Source organism: Kribbella ginsengisoli (assembly GCF_039537185.1).
GTDB classification, from domain to species: Bacteria; Actinomycetota; Actinomycetes; order Propionibacteriales; family Kribbellaceae; genus Kribbella; species Kribbella koreensis.
The window spans coordinates 85851-106529 of sequence record NZ_BAABAA010000004.1 but is presented as its reverse complement, the minus strand read 5'-3'; the positions used below and the strand labels follow the sequence as shown (position 1 = coordinate 106529).

Here is a 20679-nt window from a genome sequence, read left to right as displayed (position 1 = left end):
GCCGACAGCTGAGTTCAAATGACTAGCGCAGTCATATGGTAGTTACTACCAAATTCTCACGCTGTTCAAACCCCAAGCGAGGATCCTGCCGATGACCGACACTGCCGAGACAGCCCAGACGTCCTTTCCGTCAACCCGGCCGAGCGGGTGTCCGTTCGATCCGGCCGGCGATTTCGCCAAGCTGCGCGAGAGCGCCGGGCCGACGAAGGTCTCCACCGTCGCCGGTGTCGACGCCTGGCTCGTCAGCCGGTACGACGATGTGCGCGCAGTGCTGCCCGACGCACGGTTGAGCTCGAGGTCCGCGCCGTCGGCTCACGTGGTACCGGGGGCCGATCTGGAGCGGGAGGTCGAGTCGGGGTCGATCCTGCAGACCGACGGTGAGCGGCATGCGTACCTGCGCCGCCTGCTGACCAGCGAGTTCACCGTACGCCGGGTGCAAGCGCTGCGGCCGCGGATCGTCGAGCTGGTCGAGGAGCACATCGACGCCATGCTCGCCAGCGACGGACCGGTCGACCTGGTGCAGGCGTTCGCGCTGCCGATCCCGTCGCTGGTGATCTGCGAACTGCTCGGTGTCCCGTACGCCGACCGCGGCGAGTTCCAGGCCCGGAGTGCGATCCTCGTCTCCGTCGACCTGCCCGAGGACGAGATCATGCGGGCCAGCGACGAGATCAACGAGTACATGGCCTCCCTCGTGCTGGCCAAGCTCGAGAACCGCGAGGACGACCTGCTGTCCCGCCTGATCACCCGGGCCGAGGAGCAGGGCAGGCCGCTGACCGTGCCCGAACTCGTCACGCTCGCCGTCACCCTGCTGATCGCCGGCCACGAGACCACCGCGAACATGATCGGCCTGAGCACCCTCGCCCTGCTCCGCGACCCCGAGCAGCTCAACGCCCTGCGCGCCGACCCTGAGCTTGCGCCCAGTGCCGTGGAGGAGATGCTGCGCTACCTGACCGTCATCCAGTTCGGCCTGTTCCGGCATGTGCTGGAGGACATCGAGATCGGCGACGAGACGATCAGGGCCGGCGAGTACCTGATCGCCGCGATCCAGTCGGGCAACCGGGACGAGAAGATCTTCCCCGACCCGGACCGGATCGACCTGGCCCGCAAGGCCTCCCGCCATCTGGCCTTCGGCTTCGGCGCACATCAGTGCCTTGGGCAACAACTTGCCCGGGTCGAGCTGCAGGAGGTCTACACCCGCCTGTACGCCCGCATCCCGACCCTGCGGCTGGCCGTCCCGTTCGAGGAGATCACGTACAAGGACAACACCCTCGTGTACGGCGTGACCGCCCTACCCGTCACCTGGGACCGCTGAGCTGGCGCTATCGTCGAGTCGGTGAGTCAGTACTCGAACGAAACACGCAAGCCCCGGATCGCCGTCGTCTTCGGCGGGCGGTCGAGCGAACACGCGATCTCCTGCATCACCGCGGCCAACGTGCTGCAAGTGATCGACCGGGACAAGTACGACGTCGTACCGGTCGGTATCACCACCAGCGGCCACTGGGTGCTGGAGAGCGGCGACCCCGAGCACCTGTCGATCACCGACGGCAAGCTGCCCGAGGTCGACGTGACCGCGATGCCCGTCGTGTTCAGCGGGGACCGCGAACTGGTCGTCCACGAACCGGGCGAGGTGCCGAACACGCTCGGTGAGGTCGACGTCGTCTTCCCGCTGCTGCACGGGCCGTGGGGCGAGGACGGCACGATCCAGGGCCTGCTGGAGATGTCGGACATCCGGTACGTCGGCTCGGGCGTGCTCGCCAGCGCCGTCGGGATGGACAAGCACTACATGAAGGTCGTCTTCGCGGCCGCCGGGCTCGAGGTCACGCCGTACGTCGTGATCCGCGAGCGCGACTGGAGCCGCGACCCGGAGTCCTGCCGTGCGGCCGTCGACAAGCTCGGGTATCCGGTGTTCGTGAAGCCGGCCCGTGGCGGGTCGAGCCTGGGCATCAGCAAGGTGAACAGCCTGGACGAGCTGGACGACGCGGTCGCCGAGGCGCGAGCGCATGACCCGAAGGTGCTCGTCGAGGCGGCCGCCAAGCACCCGCGCGAGATCGAGGTCGGGGTCCTGGGCGGGCTGGACGGTGCGTCTCCGACCGCCAGTGTGTGCGGTGAGATCGCGGTCTCGGGTGGTGGGCACGAGTTCTACGACTTCGAGACCAAGTACCTGCCCGAGGGCGACGAGTTCGCTGAGCTGTCGATCCCGGCCGACCTGCCCGAGGCGATCGCGGCCGAGATCCGGGCGCAGGCGCTGACCGCCTTCGACGCGATCGAGGCGGAGGGGCTGGCGCGGGTCGACTTCTTCCTCGACGAGGACCAGCGGGTGATCATCAACGAGATCAACACCATGCCGGGGTTCACGCCGAAGAGCATGTTCCCGCAGGTGTGGGCGGCGTCCGGTGTCGACTACAAGGAGCTTGTCGATCGTTTGCTCGCTCTTGCGCTGACCAGGCCGACCGGTCTGCGCTGAGGGTTGCCCTGAAGGGCACACCTCAGGTCGGTGGTGGTCGTAGCGGGGTGAGATGGGCTGTGGGGTGCCTAGCCTTCGGGGATGAGGCCGCGGGGGCGAGGCGCTGGGGTACTGGCGGGGGTACTGGCACTGGGGGCGGGTGTTCTGGTGCTGGTTGTTGTTGCTTCGGCGGCCGGCAGTGTGCGGCCGTTCGACGGGCGGAAGAACCAGTGGAGTCTCGAGCCACATCCGCCACGCAAGACGGTCGACGTCAGCCCGCCTACCGGTGGCGATATCGAGTCGTGGTGGGGGCCGTTCTGGACCGCGTTGCTTTACCTCGTGGTGGCGCTGGTCGTGCTGGTGCTGATCCGGTTGATCTACCAGGTCGCTACCGCGCCTCGCTCGAAGAAGACTCGTGCGGAGAAGGTCGTGCCGACCAAGGCTGAGCGGCTGGCAGAGGCGGTTGAGCGCGGGCTTCGGGTGGTTGAACGGGGGACGCCGGCCGACGCCGTGATCGCTTGCTGGGTGGGTTTGGAGGATGCCGCGGCAGCGGCCGGAGTACCGCGGGACGAGGCGGAGACTCCGGCTGAGTTCACCGTGCGAGTGCTTGCGGTGGAGGGTGTTTCGGCTCCGGAGCTTGCCGTGCTGGCTGGGCTCTACCGCGAGGCCCGGTACTCCGCGCATCCGACGTCGGAGGCGGCGCGGGAGGAGGCGCGGGCCGCGTTGACGCGACTGCGCGCCGACCTAACACGTCCGCGCGCCGACCTGACCCGCCCGCGCGCTGGCTGGACCGTCACCCCGGACCGGCTCCGGCGGCCTTCCCGTTGAGGTAGCGCTGCTGCGGCACGCTGGTGGTCAGCGTCGCCGCCAGCTCGTACGCCGTCCGCGCGCCGACCGTGTCGCCCGACATCTCCAGTAGATGCGCCCGCACGGCATGGAGCCGGTGATCGTGGGCGATCCGCTCATCGCCCTCGATCTCGCCGAGCAACTCCAGTCCACGCTCCGGGCCTTGTGCCATCGCCACCGCGACAACGTGGTTCAGCGCGACCATCGGGTTGTCACTCAGCTGGAGCAGTACCTCGTACAGCGCGACGATCTGCGGCCAGTCGGTATCGCTCCAAGATGCTGCCTCACCGTGAACGGCAGCGATCGCAGCCTGCAGCTGATAGGCGCCGACCGGTCCGCGGGGCAGCGCATCAGTGATGAGCGCGACACCTTCGTCAAGACCGGCGCGGAACCAGAGCGAGCGGTCCTGCTCGGCCATCGGAATCAGCTCGCCGTTCGCACCCGTCCTGGCCGGGCGCCGAGCGTCGGTGAGCAACATCAGGGCGAGCAGACCGGTCACCTCGCTGTCGTCGGGGAGCAACGCATGCACCATCCTGGCCAGCCGGATCCCTTCCGCCGCCAACTCGACCCGCTGCAGGTGCGGCCCCGTAGTACTGGCGTAGCCCTCGTTGAAGATCAGGTAGATGACCTTCAGCACGGCCTCCAGGCGCTCATCGCGGTCCGGTGGCAGCGAGAAGCGGGCCCCGGCGTTCTTCACGCTCTGCTTGGCCCGAGTGATCCGCCGCGTCATCGTCGCCTCGGGAACGAGGAAAGCACGGGCGATCTCGGTCGTTGTCAGCCCGCCGACCGCGCGCAGGGTGAGCGCGATCTGCGAGGCTGGCGACAGCGATGGGTGGCAACAGAGGAAGAGCAGGATCAAGGTGTCGTCGGACGCCTCGACCGGCTTGTCCGCAGGCGGCGCGAGCCAGTCATCGGGAAGCACCCACTGCGAGACAGTGTCCTCCCGCCGCTGCCGCGCCTGCTCGCTCCGGAGCAAGTCGGTCAGCCGCCGGGACGCGACGGTGATCAGCCAGGCCCGCGGATTGTCCGGGCGGCCCTGCTCCGGCCACTGGCGCGCGGCCGTCAGCAGGGCCTCCTGCACGGCATCCTCCGCGGTGTCGAAGTGCCCGTACCGCCGGACGAGCGCCCCCAGGACCTGCGGCGCCAGTTCCCGCAGCAACTCCTCCGGCACCGGCTCGGCCATCAGCCGGCCAAGTCCTCCTGGCCTTCCGCGATCGGCCGGATATCGGCGTACGCGGTGGCCCGGACGAACTCCGGCGCGGGGGTGTCGGCCAGCCGCGCGGCGATCTCGGTGGCCCGGTCGAAGCTCTCGCACTCGACGATCCAGTAGCCGGCCAGGACTTCTTGGGTCTCGGCGTACGGGCCGTCGGTCACCACGGACGCGCCCCCCTTCGAGCCGAGCCTTCTCGTCAGCACGGGCGCGGCGAGCGCACGCGTCTCGACGAGTTCGCCCGACTCGGCCAGGTCGGCGTTGAACTTCTCCATGAACGCGCCCATCGCGGCGAAGTCCTCGCCCGTCCAGGCCGGTTTGCCGGTGTCCTTGCCGGCCATGCCGTCGTAGTCCTGCTGCGAGGCGTAGGTGAGGATCATGTATTTCATCGGTGTCTCCCGTCTCCTGGCACCAACTCTGGTGCCTCTCACCAGTTACGTCGATGCCCTCGACAGGAACCGGACGTGCACTCGCACGGAACTTTCGCGCGGGCTCAGGTGCAGGGAGTGATGAGCGTGTTGTGGGCCTTGACGGCGTCGGAGACGTCGGTGAGGGCGTTGGCTTCGGGGGCGTACTTGTCGGGGACGGCCAGTTCGAGGTAGACCTTGCGGCCGATCGTTGTGAAGAGGTAGCCGTTGGTGACCTGTTCGGCGTACCAGCCGACGCCGTTGACCTCGAAGCACTGGGACTGGGCCTGCGCCATCCCCGCCGGCGGGGCGACGCCACAGGTCACCTCGATCGCCGGGTCCCCGTATGCCGTCGTGAGGGCGCTCGCCGGCTCGGCCTTGCGGCGTTTGGCGTCGAGCACCTTCGCCGGCATCGCCTGGATGAGCGCAGTACAGGCGTCGGCGACCTCTGGAGCGGGTGACGGTACGGCGATCTCGACCGGCCCGGGGGAGCAGCCGGTCAGCGTGGTGAGCCCGACCGTGATGGCGGCCAGCGCGACTCGTGGGCGGACGCGCCGGCCGGGTACGGCGGCGATCGGGGTCAGATGTGGACGACGGGGCACGTCAGCGTGCGGGTGATACCGGGCACGTTCTGCACCTTGGCCACGACCAGCTTGCCCAGTTCGTCGACGTTGCGGGCCTCGGCACGGACGATCACGTCGTACGGACCGGTCACGTCCTCGGCCAGGGTGACGCCCTGGACCTCGGCGATCTGCGCTGCGACGTCGGCCGCCTTGCCGACCTCGGTCTGGATCAGGATGTAGGCCTGGACCACCACGTCGTTCTCCACTCAGTCGTCCTCAGCTGGTCGGGACCACAGTACTGCGCAAGGGTCCGGCGTACTCGTCGTTGCCTGGTCACCGTACCGCCTAGACTCGCCCCTGGCATATGGGAGGTCTGTTGACGTGACAGAGACGTTGGGAAGCACGGGTGAGTTCGGCTTCATCGAAGCCGCCACCAAGAGCCTTCCCCAAGGTGAGGACGTCCTGGTCGGACCGGGCGACGACGCGGCCGTGGTGGCCGTGCCGGACGGCCGGATGGTGATCACGACCGACCTGCTGGTGGAGGGCCGCCACTTCCGCCAGGACTGGTCGTCGGCGTACGACGTGGGGCGCAAGGCCGCCGCGCAGAATCTGGCCGACATCGTGGCGATGGGGGCGCGGCCGACCTCGATCGTGGTCGGCTTCGGCGGGCCGGCCGATCTGCCGACTGCCTGGGCGCTGGAGCTGCAGCAGGGGCTTGGTGACGAGTGCGAGCTGCTCGGCGTGAGCATCGTGGGTGGAGACACGGTGCAGTCGGACAAGATCATCGTCTCGGTCACCGCCTTCGGATCGCTGGACGGCCGCTCTCCGGTACTACGCTCAGGCGCGCGCCCCGGCGATGAGGTCGCTGTCGCTGGGCGGCTGGGGTGGGCCGAGGCAGGCTTCGCCGTCCTCAACCGTGGTTTCCGTTCCCCTCGAACGGTCGTCGAAGCACACCGCCGCCCCGCACCCCCGTACGCCGAAGGCGTCCGAGCCGCCCTGGCCGGCGCCTCCTCCATGTGCGACGTCAGCGACGGACTGCTCGCCGACCTCACCCACATCGCGGTGGCCAGCGAGGTTCTCATCGACATCCGCTCAGCCGCGTTGACCATCCCCGAGCCACTCCAGGCGGTCGCCTCGGCGACCGGCGCCGACGCCCTGACCTTCGTCCTGACAGGCGGCGAAGATCACGCCCTGGTCGCCACTTTCGAACCAGCCGACGTCCCCGATACCTGGACCGTCATCGGCGCAGTTGCCGTAGGCAACCAGACCCACCCCTCCGGCACAGTTACCGTCGACGGCCAGCCGTACGCCGGCCCCACCGGCCACACCCACTTCCGGAGCTAGCCAATGCCCGCCACCACCGCACACAGCGTGCGCTGCACACACCCCACGCGCCGCCTGCCGGCGCGAGGCGCGGGCGGGCTGCGTGTTGTTCTGTTCGAGGAGATGCCATGAATGCGGCCCCGCCCAGAGTGCTGACGATTGCCGGGTCCGACTCCGGGGGTGGGGCGGGGATTCAGGCTGACCTCAAGGCGATGCTGGCCAACGGGGTGCATGGGATGAGCGTGGTTACTGCGATCACGGCTCAGAACAGCATCGGCGTGCAGGGGGCTTGGGAGCTGCCGGCTGAGCAGGTGGTGGGGCAGTTCCGGAGTGTGGTGGATGACATCGGGGTGGACGCGGTGAAGACGGGGATGCTGGCGTCCGCGGGGATGGTTCGGGTGGTGGCGGGGTTGTTGCGGACGTTGCCGGCCGGCGTACCGGTGGTTGTCGATCCGGTGTCGGTGTCCAAGCATGGGGACGCGTTGCTGGCGGAGGACGCGATGGTGGCGGTGCGGGAGGAGATCGTGCCGTTGGCGACCGTGCTCACGCCCAATCTGACCGAGCTGGGCCCGGTGGCCGGGGTCGAGTTGCGGAGTGTCGAGGATCGGGAGTTGGCGGCGAAGGTGCTGCTCGACGCCGGCGCGTCCTGGGTGCTGGTGAAGGGCGGGCACGACAGCGGGTCGCTGGCTGTTGATGTGCTTCACGGGGACGGCGTACGGATGGAGTTCAGTGCTCCGCGTGCCGATAACCGGCACACGCATGGGACCGGGTGCACACTGGCGAGCACCATCGCGTCGTACCTGGCCCGCGGGTACGACGTACCGGCTGCGGTCGGCGCCGCGAAGGACTACATCAGTGGGGCGGTGGCGGCCGGTTTCGCGCTCGGTGGTGGGATCGGGCCGGTGGACCATGCGTGGCAGTTTCGAAACAGGAGTGATCAGTGACCAAGAGCCGCCCCCCGGTGGACGGACTGTGCGACGAATGCGGCTTCAACTACGACACGGGTGACCTGCAGGGCACGGTGACGACGCTGATCCGGCAGTCGGCCGAGAGCAGCATGGCGTTGACCAAGGCTGCTGCGAGCAAGGACCCAGGTGTCGTGCGGGTGCGGCCGGAGCCGGAGGTCTGGTCGGCGATCGAGTACGCCTGCCACGTGCGCGACGTACTGGAGACGCAGCGCTTCCGGATCGCGCAGTGCCTGGCCGAGGACCGGCCGGTGTACGCGCCGATGGATCGGACCGGGCGGGTCAAGCAGGAGAAGTACGAGGACCAGGACCCGATGGAGGTGGCGGCCGCGCTGATGCGGTTCGCGCGTGAGTTCGGTGCGGCCGCACGGGTGCTGACGCCGCCGCAGCTCGGCAAGCTCGGCCTCTACAACTACCCGGTACGAGCGCCCCGCACCCTCGGCTGGATCATCCGCCACACCGCCCACGAGATCCAGCACCACCGCCACGACATCATCAAGATCCTCGCCGTCCTCGAACCCCCGATCATCCCCGCTCCGAAACCCGACCCCGAGGTCACCGAAGACGCAGCCGAAGCCGATCCCGTCGTCGAGGGCGAGTCCGGTGAGGATGCTCAGGTCGAGTCCGGTACGCCTGCTGAGACGAGCGACATCGAGGACCAGCGCGCGGCCGAGCGGGACTGACCGGACCGAGCGAATCGCTCGAGCCGACCGGGCCCGGCCGGGCAGGCGGGGCTGGTCCGGGGGCGGCTGGGTTGTGCTGGCTGAGGGGCTAGCTGACTAGCGGAGCTGCGCTGCGGGCGGGCGACAGCTGGTCCAGGGTGCGGGCTAGCCAGGTGGTTCTGGTGTGGCGGGCTTCTCGTGACAGCTGGGCCTGGGGGAAGACGGCGTCGAAGCCGTGGAAGGCGCCGGGCCAGATGTGGAGGGCGGCTTGGCCGCCGGCTGACCAGATGCGGGTTGCGTAGGTGACGTCTTCGTCGCGGAAGACTTCGGCGGTGCCGGCGTCGATGTAGGTGGCGGGGAGGCCGGAGAGGTCGTCGGCCAGGGCGGGGGAGAGGTAGGGGTTCGGGGTGGCCTGGCCGAGCACCGACTGCCAGGCGAACTGGTTCTTCTCGCGGGTCCAGATGCCGGGGTCGCCGGCGTACTGATGGCTGGAGACTGTGGTGTTGCGGTGGTCGAGCATGGGGCAGATGAGAATCTGGGCGGCGATCGCTGGGCCGTGGTGGTCTCGGGCCATCAGGGTGATGCCGGCTGCGAGGCCACCGCCTGCACTGGTGCCGGCGACGATAATGCGGGTTGGGTCGATGCCGAGTTCGTCGGCGTGGTCGGCGATCCATCGCAGGCCGAGGTAGCAGTCGTCGACGAGCGTTGAGCCGTTGGCCTCGGGGGCGAGGCGGTAGTCGATCGAGACGACGACGGCGCCGAACTCCTCGAGCCACTCCAACGGGATGTCGATCTGCGACAGCCGATCACCCATCACCATCCCACCGCCATGCAGCCAGTAGATGCAGGGCGCCGCGGCATCGCTGGCGGCCGGGCTGAAGATTGAGAGTGGGAGGTGGGTGCCGTCGGGGGTGGGGATGGTGAGCTCACGGCGTTGGACGGTACGGCGGCCGTAGAAGGTCTCAGGCGGGGTCGACGGATACTGCCGGATCTGGGCCAGCAGGTCGGGAGTGAGCGTGGTGGTGAGCGGCATGGTGGTGAGGAGGTCGCTCAGTTCGGGGTCGAGCGCAGGGCGCGGCAGCGTCATCATTCAGGTCCTTTGGCTTGAGGGAGGAATCAGAACGCGGACTTGCCGCCGACGGGGATCTCGTCGGTGTAGTGCGAATCGGCGACGAGTTGCTGGATGCCGGCGGTGAAGGCTTGGGCTTCGGCGGAGTTGAAGAAGCGGGTGTGGGCCTCTTCGGTGGTCCAGCCTTCGGTGACGTGGACGACGTCGGGGGTGCCGGCCGAGCGGCCTACCAGGAAGACGACGCAGTCGTCATCGGGCAAGCTGGGGGCGGTCAGCAGGGCGGCGATCAGCTCGTCCGCCTTGCCGGGGTGGGCGGTCATGGTGGCGTGGAATCCGTGGGTGATGTTCATGACTGGAGTCTTTCGTTCCAGCCCATCGGGACGGTAGATCCATCCTCTTCGACTCTTGCCTGATCCGATCAGACTTCAGAGGATTGTGCGGTCAGCCCAGTTGGCGAGGGCGGTCTCGGTGGTGATCTGGTCGAGGCCGACGGCGGCGGCGCCTCGGAGGGCGCCGGTTTGCTGGTGGGTCGAGTCGAGCACTGCGGGTGGGTTGGCACGGTGGAAGGTCATCAGGCCGTCCGAGTAGGCAGTGCCGAAGACGGTGGGGGCGGCAGCTCGGAGAGGGACGGCCAGGCCGCCCAGCGTCACCACCTCGGGGTCGTGGGCGTTGACGAGCCCGGCGATCCCGGTAGCGAGCGCAGCGGTCACCTTGGCGACGGCACGGCGTACGGGTGCTTCGTTGGTTCGTTGGAGTACGGCCTCGGCGTAGCTGTAGGGGTCGTCGGGTTGGGGCTCGTGGAGGTGCTCGGCCAGCGCCCGTCCGTCGATCTCCAGGTCCCAGCAGCCGCGGGCGCCGCATGGGCAGGTGCGGCGCCGGTCGCCGAAGGGGATGTGTCCGTACTCGCCGCCGGCTCCCGTGGCTCCGCTGGCCGGGCTGCCGTCGATGATCAGGGTGCCGCCGATGCCTACCTCGACGATGAGGTGCAGAGCGGTCCCTGCGCCTGCTGCGGCGCCAGTGCGTGCTTCGGCGACGCCGCTGAGGGTTGCGTCGTTGCCGACGAGCAGGGGGAGTTCAGTGGTCGCTACTACTGGGCTCAGGTCGATGGTGTTCCAGCCGAGGGTCGGGGCTTGCATGAGGTGGTCTTCGCGGACGGTGCCCGCTACGGCCAGGCTGACCGCTAGTAGACGATCCCCATACTCGGCCTTGGCGCTGTCGACTCCTGCTCGGAGGGCAGCCAGTACTGCGTCCGGCCGGCGGCTGCGGTGGCGGGTGGACTGCTGGTTGAGTAGTACACCGTCGAGGGTCGCTGCCGCGCTGCGCCAGCCTGCTTGGCGTAGTTCCATGGCGAGTACGACCGGGCCCCGCGGATGCGGGCGTAGTACGGTCGTCGGCCGTCCGCGGCCTTGGGTCGGGGCAGGGGTCTCGGTGAGTAGGTGGAGGTCGCGGAGGCGGGCGGTGACCTCGGTGGTCGAACTGGTGCTCAAGCGGAGCTCGCGGGCCACGGCTGCGCGGGTGATGCCGGGCTGACGTGCGATGAGGGCGAGGACGTCAGTGGCCGTCTGCCACTGGCCGCGCCGGGCTGCCGGTTTCACGTCGCCTCTTGCCGTCATGGGACCTTCCTGGCTTATGCTCGGAGTACGAGTTTAATGGAGGCGTCGATGGAGCTGGGGCAACTGCGGGCCGTGTTGTTCGACATGGACGGCACTTTGGTCACCTCGGACGCGTCTGTCGAGCGCGCGTGGACGACGTGGGCGGGGGAGTACGGCGTTGATCCGGTCGAGGTGCTGTCGCAGGCGCACGGCGCGCCGGCGGAGTCGACGGCCGACCGGATGCTGCCGCAGCTGGACGGGGCGGCGCGGGCGGCGGCTGCGCTTCGCCAGATGGAGCTCCAGTACGACGATCTCTCCGACATCGAAGCGGCCCCTGGAGCCTTCGAGGTCCTCGCTGTTCTCGACCGCCTCGGCCTCCCCTGGGCGGTCGTCACCAGCGCCGACCACCAGCTCGCCAAGGCGCGCCTCGGAGCGGCCGGCATCGAGCCACCCCTCCTGGTCACCATCGAAGACATCACCCACGGCAAGCCCAACCCCGAGGGCTACCTCCGCGCCGCCGAGTTGCTCGGTATCGATCCGCGCTACTGCCTGGTGGTCGAAGACGCCGAGGTCGGTCTGGCCGCGGGCCGCGCCGCGGGCGCGATGACAGCCGCCCTCAAGGGCCTGGCTGGCGACCTCCGCCTCGACAATCTGCACCAACTGGCCGACTCGCTGAACCGGCCAGGGGAGTGACCCGCCAACAAGACGCAACCCCCAGCGCACCGGCGATCCACGGAGATGGGGCCCGCGACGTGAAGGCGGCACCGGCCGTGTCCACGGGTGAAACCGGGCGGGCTGGTGGCGCGAGTCGGCAGGGACCGGCCGGGACTTCGGCGGTGGGCGGGTTGGTTGGGGCCGGTGGTGTGGTTGAGCAGGAGCAGGAGCAGGAGCAGGAGCAGGAGCAGGAGCAGGAGCAGGGGGCTGGTTGGCGGGGATCTGGCCGGGGCTGGTCTGGCCGGTGGGTGGGGGTTTCGGCTGGGGTTGAGATCGGGGTGGCGCTTTCGGCGTTGGGGTTCTTGCTGGCGGGGTTGGGGGCCTGTGTGGCGGTGCTGGCTCGGGACTTGGGGGTGGCGGCTGAGCGGTTGGGGTTGTTGTCGTCGGCGTTCGCGGTGGGGTTGCTGGTGATTGCCGTGGTGGGGCCGCGCGTGCTGAAGGTGCTTGCGATCGGGGTGGTGTTGCGGATCGGGGCGGTCGTCTGTGCGGCTGGTGGAGTGTTGATCGCGGTGGCGCCTAGCTATGGGGTGGCGATCGCGGGGGGATTGGGAGTCGGGCTGGGTGGGGCGTTGCTGATTTTGATTGCGCCGTTGTTGTTGAGTGGGCCGACTGCGGCTGCGCGGCTGACCAGGGTCAACGCGTTCTCCAGCGCGTGCGGGATTTTGGCTCCGTTGGCTATTGGGGCGGCGGACAAGGTGGTGTCCACCGGGCGGTTGGCGATGCTCTTGGCGGTGCCGCCGTTGGTGCTGCTGGCTGTGATTGCTCGGCCGGGGGTGACTCATCAGCAAGTAGCGGTGGTGCCGCAGCAGTTGGAGCGGCGGGTGTGGGTGCAGGTGGGGCGGGGTTGGGCTCGGGTTGTGCTGGCGGTTGCGGTGGAGTTTTGCTTTGTGATCTGGGCGGTGGCTCGGCTGCTGGATTCGGGGCTGAGCATTGCCGGCGCTGCGCTGCTGGGGAGCGCCTTTCCGATCGGTATGGCGGTAGGGCGGGCCATCGGGCCGGTACATGTCCGCGGCTGGTCCCCGATCGTGCCGGGCGGCCTGCTGGCGGTCGCCGGGACACTGTTGGTCAGCTTGTTCGGTACTCCGGCAGTGGTCACAGCAGGCCTCGTCGTGGCAGGTATAGGCGTCGCGCCGCTCTACCCAGTGACCCTGGCAGCCCTGGTCGCCACCCCCGGACTCAGCTCTGCCCGACTTGCCGCACTTGGCGCCTCAGCATCCGGTGTCGCCATCCTGCTGGCACCGGCTGTCCTCGCCGCACTAGCAGGCGTGGTCGACCTCCGGACAGCCTTCCTCATCACCCTGCCGCTACTGGCCGCACTCTTCCTCGCCAGCCGCCCGCTGAGCCGTGGTCACGAACTCGAAGACACCGTCAGCCCGTAGCGCTCCAACAGCGAGCGCAACACCTCGAGGCCTTCGGAGAGGTCGTACAGCTCGGCATGCAACCCAGCCTGGCGGGCGCCGTCGATGTTGGGCTGGTTGTCGTCGATGAACAACGTCGTCGCACCCGGCCGGTCCACCGCGGTCAGGATCGCCTTGAAGTACGCCGGATCCGGCTTGGCCAGGCCTAGGTCGCAGGAGTAGAAGCTCTGGTCGAACCAGTCGCCGTAGTGCCGCTCGTCGTTCATGATCGCCCGCCGGTACGACTGCTGGTTGGTAGCGAGATGACACCCGACCCCAGCCGCCCGCAGCTCCTGGATCCAGCCGACCACGACCGGATCGGCCTCGAACCGGTGCCACAACTGCATCACCTCGTCCACCGAGGCAGTCGAGGACCAGCGGTCCAGTACTTCGGCCACCGCCTCCCGGAAGTCGCCCTTGCCGGCGATCGACGGCCGCTCGGACACCATCAGATCGAGCACGAACTCGTCGGCTGCCTCGGGTGGGACGAAGCCGGCCAGGGTGCCCCGCCAGTCGATGGTCGGGCGCTGGATCACTCCATCGGCGTCGAACAGGACGGTGTCGATCTCTGCAAGCGGCATGCCGTCCATCCTGTCAGCCGCCCGGTCGGCCGAGACTGAGCGGGCCAAGGCGTGGGCGGGCTCAGGGCGAGCCCTTGACCGGTTCAGTTGGTATGCGCTTACCTTAAGCATGTCCGAACATTTGTGGACAAGTTCTGGCGAAAATGAACACGAGTACTCCCCAACCGGTCGGTGACGAAGGTGCAGGTGAGGCGGTTCATGACAGTGACACGCAGGCAGTTCCTGGTGCTCGGCGCCGGGACAGGGGCCGCGGCAGCCGGGCTGACCGGTTGCGGATCACGAAGTTCGCTCGGAGCCGCCGACCAGCTGAGCATGTGGACCTGGGTCGGCTCCGTCAACGACTCGCTGATCAGCGAGGCCGAGAAGACCATCCCCGGGACCTCCAAGCAGCTCTCGATGACGCGGATCGGCGGTGACTACAAGACCAAGGTGCTGACCGCGCTGGCCGGCAAGTCGCTGGTCCCGGACATCATGGCGATCAACGACGACGTCGCGACGTACTTCCCGAACGCGGACCAGTTCCACGACCTCAACGAGCTCGGCGCGGACAAGCTCAAGGGCGACTTCCTCGACTGGAAGTGGAAGCTCGGCATCACCCCGCAGGGCAAGATGATGGCCTACCCGATGGACACCGGCCCGACCGCGCTGTTCTACCGGCACGACATCTTCGCCAAGGCCGGCGTACCCACCGAACCGGCTGACGTGCAGGCCGCGGCGCCCGACTGGGACGGCTTCATCCAGCTCGGCAAGAAGGTCAAGCAGGCCGTGCCGGGATCGTCGATCACCGACAACATCACCTCGGTCTTCGACTACGCGATCGCCCAGCTCACCAAGCGCTACATGACCCCCGACGGTCAGTACATCGGCGACGGCGACCACATCCGGCAGGCCTGGGACCTGTCGGTCCGGGTGGTCAAGGAAGGCCTGTCGGCCAACGCCCAGTCGGGCAGTACCGATGCCAACGCGGTCGTCACCAACGGCAAGCTCGTCGCGTTCGTGGGTGCGGTCTGGTGGGCGCAGCTCGGGCCGAAGAACGCCGCCCCCAAGACGAAGGGGCAGTGGCGGGTGTGCGCCACCCCGGGCGGCGCCGGCAACCGTGGTGGGTCGTTCCTCGCCATCACGAAGTACTGCAAGGATCCGGCCGCCGCGTTCGCCTTCATCAGCTGGCTGGAGTCGTCCAGGAACCAGGCCGAGGCGTTCAAGGACCCGGTACTTTTCCCGTCCACGCCCGCGAGCTACACCGACCCGCGACTGACCGAGCCCGACCCCTTCTTCGGCGGCCAGCGGATCGTCGACGTCTTCGCCGAGTCGGCCAAGAAGTACCCGGGCGCGTACTTCAGCCCGTACGACACCATCATCCGCGATCCACTCGCGGCCGAGCTGGTCAACGTCGAGGTCGGCGGCAAGTCGTCCGACCAGGCGTGGAAGGACGGGCAGAAGCAGGTCGAGCGCGAACTCACCCGGGCGGGGGCGATCTGAGATGGCGGTCAGCAACGCGATCAGCACCTCTGCGGTCACCACGGCGGAGACAGCGCCGGACCGGCCGCCGGGCAAGTACCGGCGCGCGCTTCCGCAGTACGCCGCGGTGTCGCCGTTCTTCATCCTGTTCGCGGTCTTCGGCGCGTTCCCGATCCTGTTCTCGATCTGGCTGTCGTTCCACTCCTGGGACGGGATCGGCCAGATGAAATGGGTCGGGCTGGAGCAGTACAGCTATCTGCTCACCGATCCGAGCTTCTGGAAGTCCATCACCAACACCTTGGTCATCTGGGTGATCTCGACCGTTCCGATGCTGCTGCTGGCCCTGGTGATCGCGAACGCGTTGCACAACGCGACGCGGTTCCGCAGCTTCTACCGGATCGCGTACTTCGTCCCGAACATCACCTCGGTGGTCGCCGTCACGATGGTCTTCGGCTCCGTCTTCAGCAACAACTTCGGCCTGCTGAACGCGTTCCTGCAGTCGGTCGGGCTGCAGAAGATCGAGTGGCTGAGCGCGCCGTGGGGGATCAAGGTGGCGATCGCGAGCATCGTCTTGTGGCGCTGGACCGGGTACAACGCGATCATCTTCCTGGCCGGGCTGCAGGCGATCTCGGCGGATGTCTACGAGGCGGCCAAGATGGACGGCGCGTCACCACGGCAGACGTTCTGGCGGATCACGGTGCCGCTGCTGCGACCGGTGATCCTGTTCACCGCGGTCACCAGCACCATCGGCGGGTTGCAGATCTTCACCGAGTCGCAGGTGCTGTTCGGCAGCAGCGGGGCGATCGGCGGGCCGGGTGACGGCGGTCTGACGATCGTCTCGTACCTGTACGACAGCGCGTTCGGCAAGCACCAGTTCGGCTACGGCGCCGCGATCGGCTGGGCGCTGTTCATCCTGATCGTCTTGTTCTCGATCATCAACTGGCGGCTGATCGGCGGCAACGACGACGAACGGATCACCAAGCGGGCGGCCCGCCGGATCGACGCCAAGATCGCCCGGGAGAAGGAGCTGACCGATGCGCACTGAGACAGTCCGTACCGTCGTCGGCCACGTCGTCTTGATGTTCGGCGTGCTGGTCTCGATCTTCCCCTTCTACTGGATGCTCGTGATGGCCTCGAACACCACGAGCGACATCTTCACCTACCCGCCGAAGCTGTTCGTCGGCTCGCACCTGTTCGAGAACATGGGCCACGTGCTCGACAACATCGACTTCTTCGGCTCGATGCTGATCACCTTGATCGCCAGCCTCGGCGTCACCGTGCTGGTGCTGTTCTTCGACTCGCTGGCCGCGTTCGCCTTCGCGAAGTACGAGTTCCCCGGCCGCAACCTGCTCTTCGGGCTGCTGCTCGCGACCTTCATGATCCCGTCCCAGCTGGCGCTCGTCCCGCAGTTCGTGACGCTGGCCGAGTTCGGCTGGATCGGGTCGCTGAAGGCGCTGATCATCCCGGGCGCCGCGAACGCGTTCGGCATCTTCTGGATGCGCCAGTACGCCAAGGGAGCGATCCCCGACGAGCTGATCTCGGCCGCGAAGGTCGACGGCGCCGGCTTCTTCCGGCAGTACCTGACCGTCGGGCTGCCGGTCCTGCGGCCCGGGCTGGCGTTCCTGGGCATCTTCACGTTCATCAACGTCTGGAACGATTATCTGTGGCCGTTGATCGTGATGACGGACCCGAACAAGCTCACCCTGCAGGTCGCGCTGCAGCAACTGAACGGCGTCTATGGCACCGATTACAGCATGGTCATGGCGGGTGCCCTGATGAGTGTGATTCCGTTGATCGGCGTCTTCCTGATCGGAGGACGCCACTTCATCGCCGACATCGCCGCCGGCGCCATGAAGTTCTGACCCTATTGACCGCACCTCGATGAGGGGAACCTCTGTGCAGAACAGCAAACTCCGCTGGGGAATTCTGGGTACTGGAAACATCGCCTCCCGGTTCGCCGGCCAGATCCCCGCGTCCTCGACCGGCGAGCTGGCCGCGGTCGGCAGCCGCAGCCAGGCGTCGGCCGACGCGTTCGGCGACAAGTACGACATCCCGCACCGGCACGCCTCGTACGCCGAACTGCTCGCCGACGACACCGTCGACGCCGTCTACATCGCCACTCCGCACCCGCTGCACCCGGAGTGGGCGATCAAGGCCGCCGAGGCCGGCAAGCACGTGCTCTGCGAGAAGCCGCTCGCGATCAACCGGTCGTGGGCGGCGGCGATGATCGAGGCCGCGATCCGCAACGACGTCTTCTTGATGGAGGCGTTCATGTACCGCTGCCTGCCGCAGACCAAGCTGGTCGCCCAGCTGGTCCGCGACGGGGCGGTCGGCAAGGTGCACCAGATCCAGGCGTCGTTCGGGTTCCAGGCGTCGTTCAACGCCGAGAGCCGGATCTTCGCCAACGAGCTGGCCGGCGGCGGCATCCTCGACGTCGGCGGCTACCCGGTCTCGTACGCGCGCCTGATCGCCGGCGCGGCCATCGGAGCCCCGTACGCCGATCCGGCGGCGGTCACCGCGGTCGGCCAGGTCGGTGAGACCGGGGTGGACGAATGGGCGGTCGCGACGCTGTTCTTCGACAGCGGGATGACTGCTCAGGTGAGCACCGGGGTCCGCCTCAACGACGAGAACCGGGTGCGGGTGCTCGGCAGCGAGGGGTACCTCGTGATCGAGGACCCGTGGTTCGGCGGCGACGGCAAGCCCACCCACGTGACGCTGCACAAGGTGGGGGAGGAGCCGCGCGACATCTCCGCCGAGCCCGCGTTCATCTACACGGCCGAGGCCGATGCGGTCGCGGCGGCGATCGAGGCCAGGCAGGCGCCGGAGATGTCGTGGGCTGACACGCTGGGCAATCTCGAAGTACAGGACGAGTGGCGCAAGCTGATCGGGCAGCAGTACGACAGCGAGCGCGACGACATCCTGATCCCGACGGTGACCGGGCGGCCGCTGGCCCGGCGTGACGACGCGCCGATGACGTACGGCGAGGTGCCCGGCCTCGGCAAGCAGGTGTCGCGGCTGGTGATGGGCGTCGACAACCAGTTGACGCTGCCGCACGCGGCGACGATGTTCGACGACTTCGTCGAGCGGGGTGGGACGACCTTCGACACGGCGTACATCTACGGCGGCGGACGCGGCGAGAAGCTGCTCGGGCAGTGGGTGAAGTCGCGGGGCAACCGGGACGAGATCGTCGTCATCGGGAAGGGCGCGCACACGCCGTACTGCGATCCGGAGTCGATCACCCGGCAGCTGTTCGAGTCGCTGGAGCGGCTGCAGACCGACCATGTCGACCTGTACCTGATGCATCGCGACAACGAGTCGATCCCGGTGGGGGAGTTCGTCGACGTGCTCGACTCGCACTTCCAGGCGGGTCGGATCAAGGCGTACGGCGGGTCGAACTGGACGACGGCCCGGTTCGACGAGGCCAATGCGTACGCGGCGGCTCAGGGGAAGCAGCCCTTCACGTTGCTGAGCAATCACTTGAGTCTGGCGCGGGCGTACGACGTACCGTGGGCCGGCTGCCGCCATGTCAGCGACGACGAGTCGCAGGCGTGGCTGCGGGAGCGGCAGGTCGCGCTGTTCCCGTGGTCGAGTCAGGCGCGTGGATTCTTCACCGGGCGGGCGAAGCCGGAGGACCGGTCGGACGAGGAGCTGGTGCGCTGCTTCTACTCCGACGGCAACTTCGAGCGACTCCGGCGCGCGGAGGAACTGGCGGACAAGTATGGTGTGGGTGCGACGGCGATCGCGCTGGCCTGGCTGCTCCATCAGCCGTACCCGGTGTTCCCGTTGATCGGACCGCGTCAGCTGAGCGAGACGCGGACCTCGTTGCCCGGCTTGTCGGTGGAGTTGTCGGCCCAGGATGTGACCTGGCTGACAGCCGCTGACCTGGGCTGATGCCGAATTGGTGGACGCATCAGCAGCTGTGTAACATGGTCTGTCGGTGTCTCGACCCTAATCACGGAGAATCATGTCTAAAGTTTGCGATATTTGCGACAAGAAGCCGATGTTCGGCAAGAGCGTTGCCCGGCTGGGCAAGGGCGCGATGATCCGTCGGGTCAAGGCGCGCACGAACCGTCGCTTCAACCCCAACATCCAGCCGATCCGCGCGGTCATCAAGGGCACGCCCGTGAAGCTGAAGGTCTGCACGTCCTGCATCAAGGCGGGCAAGGTTCAGCGCGTAGTCGGCTAGTACGACCGGCCGCACCAGGCCGTCCTCCGTGTAGGGCCCCAGAGGCGCCCGGGTACATCCCGGGCGCCTACTGCTGTATCCGGTCAGGGCAAAGGCGCGGCGTGCTCGAGCACAGTCACCGGGATGACCCGGCCGGCCTTTGCCTCGTACTTCGCGAAGAACGGCGCACGGGCGAGTAGGACGTCGCGCCACAGCCGGTCGCGGTCCGAGTTACTGCGGCGTGACCGGGGGTAGCCGACTACCTGGCTCGGGCGATGACTGTCAGTTCGTTGCGGTTGTGGTGGAGCTGGCGGGCTGTCTGGATGTCGTAGTTCTTGCGCAGGATGTCCATGGCCCGGCGGGCGGCGTCGAGGGGGTTTCGGGCGCCGCCTTTGAGGGTGACGATCGCGAGGGCGCCGCGGCGGAGGTGGGGGATGGCGTCGAGCATGACGCGGGCGCTCATGAGCTGGTCCATCCGCATGTCGTTGACCACGACGTCGAAGCGGAGCTGGTTGCGGCGGAAGAACTCGCCGGCTGTGGTGGCTACGTGATGGACGCCACGGTCGGCGGCGACCCGGCGCTCCAGGTCGCCGGGGTCGACGGACCAGACCTCTTGGTCGTACCGGCGCAGGATGCGGGTCCAGCCGCCGGGGCTGGCGCCCAGGTCGAGTGCCTTGCCGCCGTGGGGGAGTTGCAGGTCGAAGGTCTGGATCGCCTCTTCGAGCTTGAACTCCGAGCGCGACACCCGGTCGTCCGAGCGGGCCAGCCGCATCCGGCCGCCCGGCCAGTCGGAGAGGCTGTGCTCGAGGCGGTTGAGACCGATCAGCACCTGCTTCTTCGAGGCGAAGCAGGAGACGACGAGCTCCTGGCCGGCGCGGCTGACCTCGATCCCGCGCTCGGCCAGCGCAGGCTCGAGCAGGTGGTAGTACGAGCCGCCGCTGCTTGGTCCGTCCGTCCACGTCTGTACTGCGAGGGCCTGCGGATGGCGCGGCAGCTCGGCCAGGATCAGTTCCGCCAGTTCGTGTCCCGGCGGCACCTCGCTGACTCCGAAGCCGGCGATCTCGGAGGTCAGATGGCGGACGAAGACGATCCGCCCGTCGTTGCAGGCGGCGGCGAGCTCCTCGATCGAGGGGCCGTTCTCGGTGATCCGGCCGAGGTCGCCGCTGACCCGCTCGACCCTCACCCGGGGGCCGAACTCGTCCCGGATCTCGCGGACCGCCAGGTCATAGCTGTCGGTAGCCACCGAGAACAGGGTTGAGAGCACGCCACATGGTAGGACGTCCA

At 68.1% G+C, this 20679-nt stretch carries 22 protein-coding genes; 13 read left to right on the top strand and 9 right to left on the bottom strand.

Annotated features, from left to right (window positions below; translation table 11 throughout):
• The first annotated feature begins 91 nt into the window (after positions 1-91).
• The 3 genes from ABD768_RS16935 to ABD768_RS16925 all read left to right on the top strand — a co-directional run bounded on the left by ABD768_RS16935 (position 92) and on the right by ABD768_RS16925 (position 3271).
• Positions 92-1312: a cytochrome P450 gene (locus ABD768_RS16935; protein WP_344841555.1), complete on the top strand. Its 1221-nt coding sequence runs from the start codon at positions 92-94 to the stop codon at positions 1310-1312.
• Positions 1313-1333: 21 nt separating this feature from the next.
• Complete coding sequence (locus ABD768_RS16930) at positions 1334-2464, top strand: D-alanine--D-alanine ligase family protein (RefSeq protein ID WP_344841553.1); 1131 nt, start codon at positions 1334-1336, stop codon at positions 2462-2464.
• An 81-nt stretch (positions 2465-2545) separates the two neighbouring features.
• Complete coding sequence (locus ABD768_RS16925) at positions 2546-3271, top strand: DUF4129 domain-containing protein (RefSeq protein ID WP_344841551.1); 726 nt, start codon at positions 2546-2548, stop codon at positions 3269-3271.
• Here ABD768_RS16925 and ABD768_RS16920 read toward each other — a convergent pair.
• The 4 genes from ABD768_RS16920 to ABD768_RS16905 all read right to left on the bottom strand — a co-directional run bounded on the left by ABD768_RS16920 (position 3237) and on the right by ABD768_RS16905 (position 5723).
• Entirely contained in the window at positions 3237-4472 is a 1236-nt protein-coding gene (locus tag ABD768_RS16920) for an RNA polymerase sigma factor (protein ID WP_344841549.1), read from the bottom strand. The genes ABD768_RS16925 and ABD768_RS16920 overlap by 35 nt on opposite strands.
• On the bottom strand, positions 4472-4888 hold the full coding sequence (locus ABD768_RS16915; protein WP_344841547.1) for a YciI family protein: 417 nt from the start codon (positions 4886-4888) through the stop codon (positions 4472-4474). The genes ABD768_RS16920 and ABD768_RS16915 overlap by 1 nt, the downstream gene beginning before the upstream one ends.
• Before the next feature lie 104 nt (positions 4889-4992).
• Positions 4993-5508: a DUF3515 domain-containing protein gene (locus tag ABD768_RS16910; protein WP_343963558.1), complete on the bottom strand. Its 516-nt coding sequence runs from the start codon at positions 5506-5508 to the stop codon at positions 4993-4995.
• Positions 5487-5723, bottom strand: a complete 237-nt coding sequence (locus ABD768_RS16905) for an Lrp/AsnC family transcriptional regulator (protein WP_026163142.1) — start codon at positions 5721-5723, stop codon at positions 5487-5489. Before ABD768_RS16905 ends, ABD768_RS16910 begins: the two co-directional genes overlap by 22 nt.
• Positions 5724-5850: 127 nt before the next feature.
• On the opposite strand from ABD768_RS16905, the gene ABD768_RS16900 reads away from it, so the two are divergent.
• The 3 genes from ABD768_RS16900 (at position 5851) to ABD768_RS16890 (ending at position 8440) form a co-directional block, all read left to right on the top strand.
• Entirely contained in the window at positions 5851-6813 is a 963-nt protein-coding gene (locus tag ABD768_RS16900; RefSeq protein WP_344841545.1) for a thiamine-phosphate kinase, read from the top strand.
• 107 nt (positions 6814-6920) lie between these two features.
• Entirely contained in the window at positions 6921-7736 is an 816-nt protein-coding gene (gene thiD, locus ABD768_RS16895) for a bifunctional hydroxymethylpyrimidine kinase/phosphomethylpyrimidine kinase (RefSeq protein WP_343963554.1), read from the top strand.
• Positions 7733-8440: a DinB family protein gene (locus tag ABD768_RS16890; protein ID WP_343963552.1), complete on the top strand. Its 708-nt coding sequence runs from the start codon at positions 7733-7735 to the stop codon at positions 8438-8440. The genes thiD and ABD768_RS16890 overlap by 4 nt, the downstream gene beginning before the upstream one ends.
• Before the next feature lie 88 nt (positions 8441-8528).
• Here ABD768_RS16890 and ABD768_RS16885 read toward each other — a convergent pair whose 3' ends face one another.
• The 3 genes from ABD768_RS16885 to ABD768_RS16875 all read right to left on the bottom strand — a co-directional run bounded on the left by ABD768_RS16885 (position 8529) and on the right by ABD768_RS16875 (position 11101).
• The gene (locus ABD768_RS16885) at positions 8529-9506 is read right to left on the bottom strand and encodes an alpha/beta hydrolase (RefSeq protein WP_344841543.1); all 978 of its coding nucleotides are present in this window, start codon (positions 9504-9506) and stop codon (positions 8529-8531) included.
• 29 nt (positions 9507-9535) lie between these two features.
• Positions 9536-9838 carry a putative quinol monooxygenase gene (locus tag ABD768_RS16880; protein WP_344841541.1) on the bottom strand — a complete coding sequence of 101 codons (303 nt, stop codon included), beginning with the start codon at positions 9836-9838 and terminating at the stop codon, positions 9536-9538.
• 75 nt (positions 9839-9913) lie between these two features.
• Entirely contained in the window at positions 9914-11101 is a 1188-nt protein-coding gene (locus ABD768_RS16875) for an ROK family transcriptional regulator (protein ID WP_344841539.1), read from the bottom strand.
• 48 nt (positions 11102-11149) lie between these two features.
• Here ABD768_RS16875 and ABD768_RS16870 point away from each other — a divergent pair, with 48 nt between their 5' ends.
• Together ABD768_RS16870 and ABD768_RS16865 are read left to right on the top strand one after the other, a co-directional pair.
• Positions 11150-11773 carry an HAD-IA family hydrolase gene (locus tag ABD768_RS16870; protein ID WP_344841537.1) on the top strand — a complete coding sequence of 208 codons (624 nt, stop codon included), beginning with the start codon at positions 11150-11152 and terminating at the stop codon, positions 11771-11773.
• Between the two features lie 77 nt (positions 11774-11850).
• Positions 11851-13173, top strand: a complete 1323-nt coding sequence (locus ABD768_RS16865; RefSeq protein ID WP_344841535.1) for an MFS transporter — start codon at positions 11851-11853, stop codon at positions 13171-13173.
• On the opposite strand, the gene ABD768_RS16860 is transcribed toward ABD768_RS16865, so the two are convergent.
• A complete protein-coding gene (locus ABD768_RS16860) occupies positions 13143-13772 on the bottom strand; it encodes an HAD family hydrolase (protein ID WP_344841533.1) in 630 nt (209 codons plus the stop codon). The genes ABD768_RS16865 and ABD768_RS16860 overlap by 31 nt on opposite strands.
• Positions 13773-13970: 198 nt before the next feature.
• On the opposite strand from ABD768_RS16860, the gene ABD768_RS16855 reads away from it, so the two are divergent.
• From ABD768_RS16855 to rpmB, 5 genes are all read left to right on the top strand, one after another.
• Positions 13971-15251: an ABC transporter substrate-binding protein gene (locus tag ABD768_RS16855; RefSeq protein ID WP_344841531.1), complete on the top strand. Its 1281-nt coding sequence runs from the start codon at positions 13971-13973 to the stop codon at positions 15249-15251.
• Position 15252: 1 nt separating this feature from the next.
• On the top strand, positions 15253-16275 hold the full coding sequence (locus tag ABD768_RS16850; protein ID WP_343963538.1) for a carbohydrate ABC transporter permease: 1023 nt from the start codon (positions 15253-15255) through the stop codon (positions 16273-16275).
• Complete coding sequence (locus tag ABD768_RS16845; protein WP_343963536.1) at positions 16265-17092, top strand: carbohydrate ABC transporter permease; 828 nt, start codon at positions 16265-16267, stop codon at positions 17090-17092. The genes ABD768_RS16850 and ABD768_RS16845 overlap by 11 nt, the downstream gene beginning before the upstream one ends.
• A gap of 19 nt (positions 17093-17111) precedes the next feature.
• Complete coding sequence (locus tag ABD768_RS16840) at positions 17112-19121, top strand: aldo/keto reductase (RefSeq protein ID WP_343963534.1); 2010 nt, start codon at positions 17112-17114, stop codon at positions 19119-19121.
• 73 nt (positions 19122-19194) lie between these two features.
• Positions 19195-19416: a 50S ribosomal protein L28 gene (rpmB, locus tag ABD768_RS16835; RefSeq protein ID WP_328326414.1), complete on the top strand. Its 222-nt coding sequence runs from the start codon at positions 19195-19197 to the stop codon at positions 19414-19416.
• A gap of 238 nt (positions 19417-19654) precedes the next feature.
• Here the strand turns inward: rpmB and ABD768_RS16830 are convergent, their stop codons facing one another.
• The gene (locus tag ABD768_RS16830; RefSeq protein WP_344841528.1) at positions 19655-20659 is read right to left on the bottom strand and encodes an SAM-dependent methyltransferase; all 1005 of its coding nucleotides are present in this window, start codon (positions 20657-20659) and stop codon (positions 19655-19657) included.
• Positions 20660-20679: the final 20 nt, after the last annotated feature.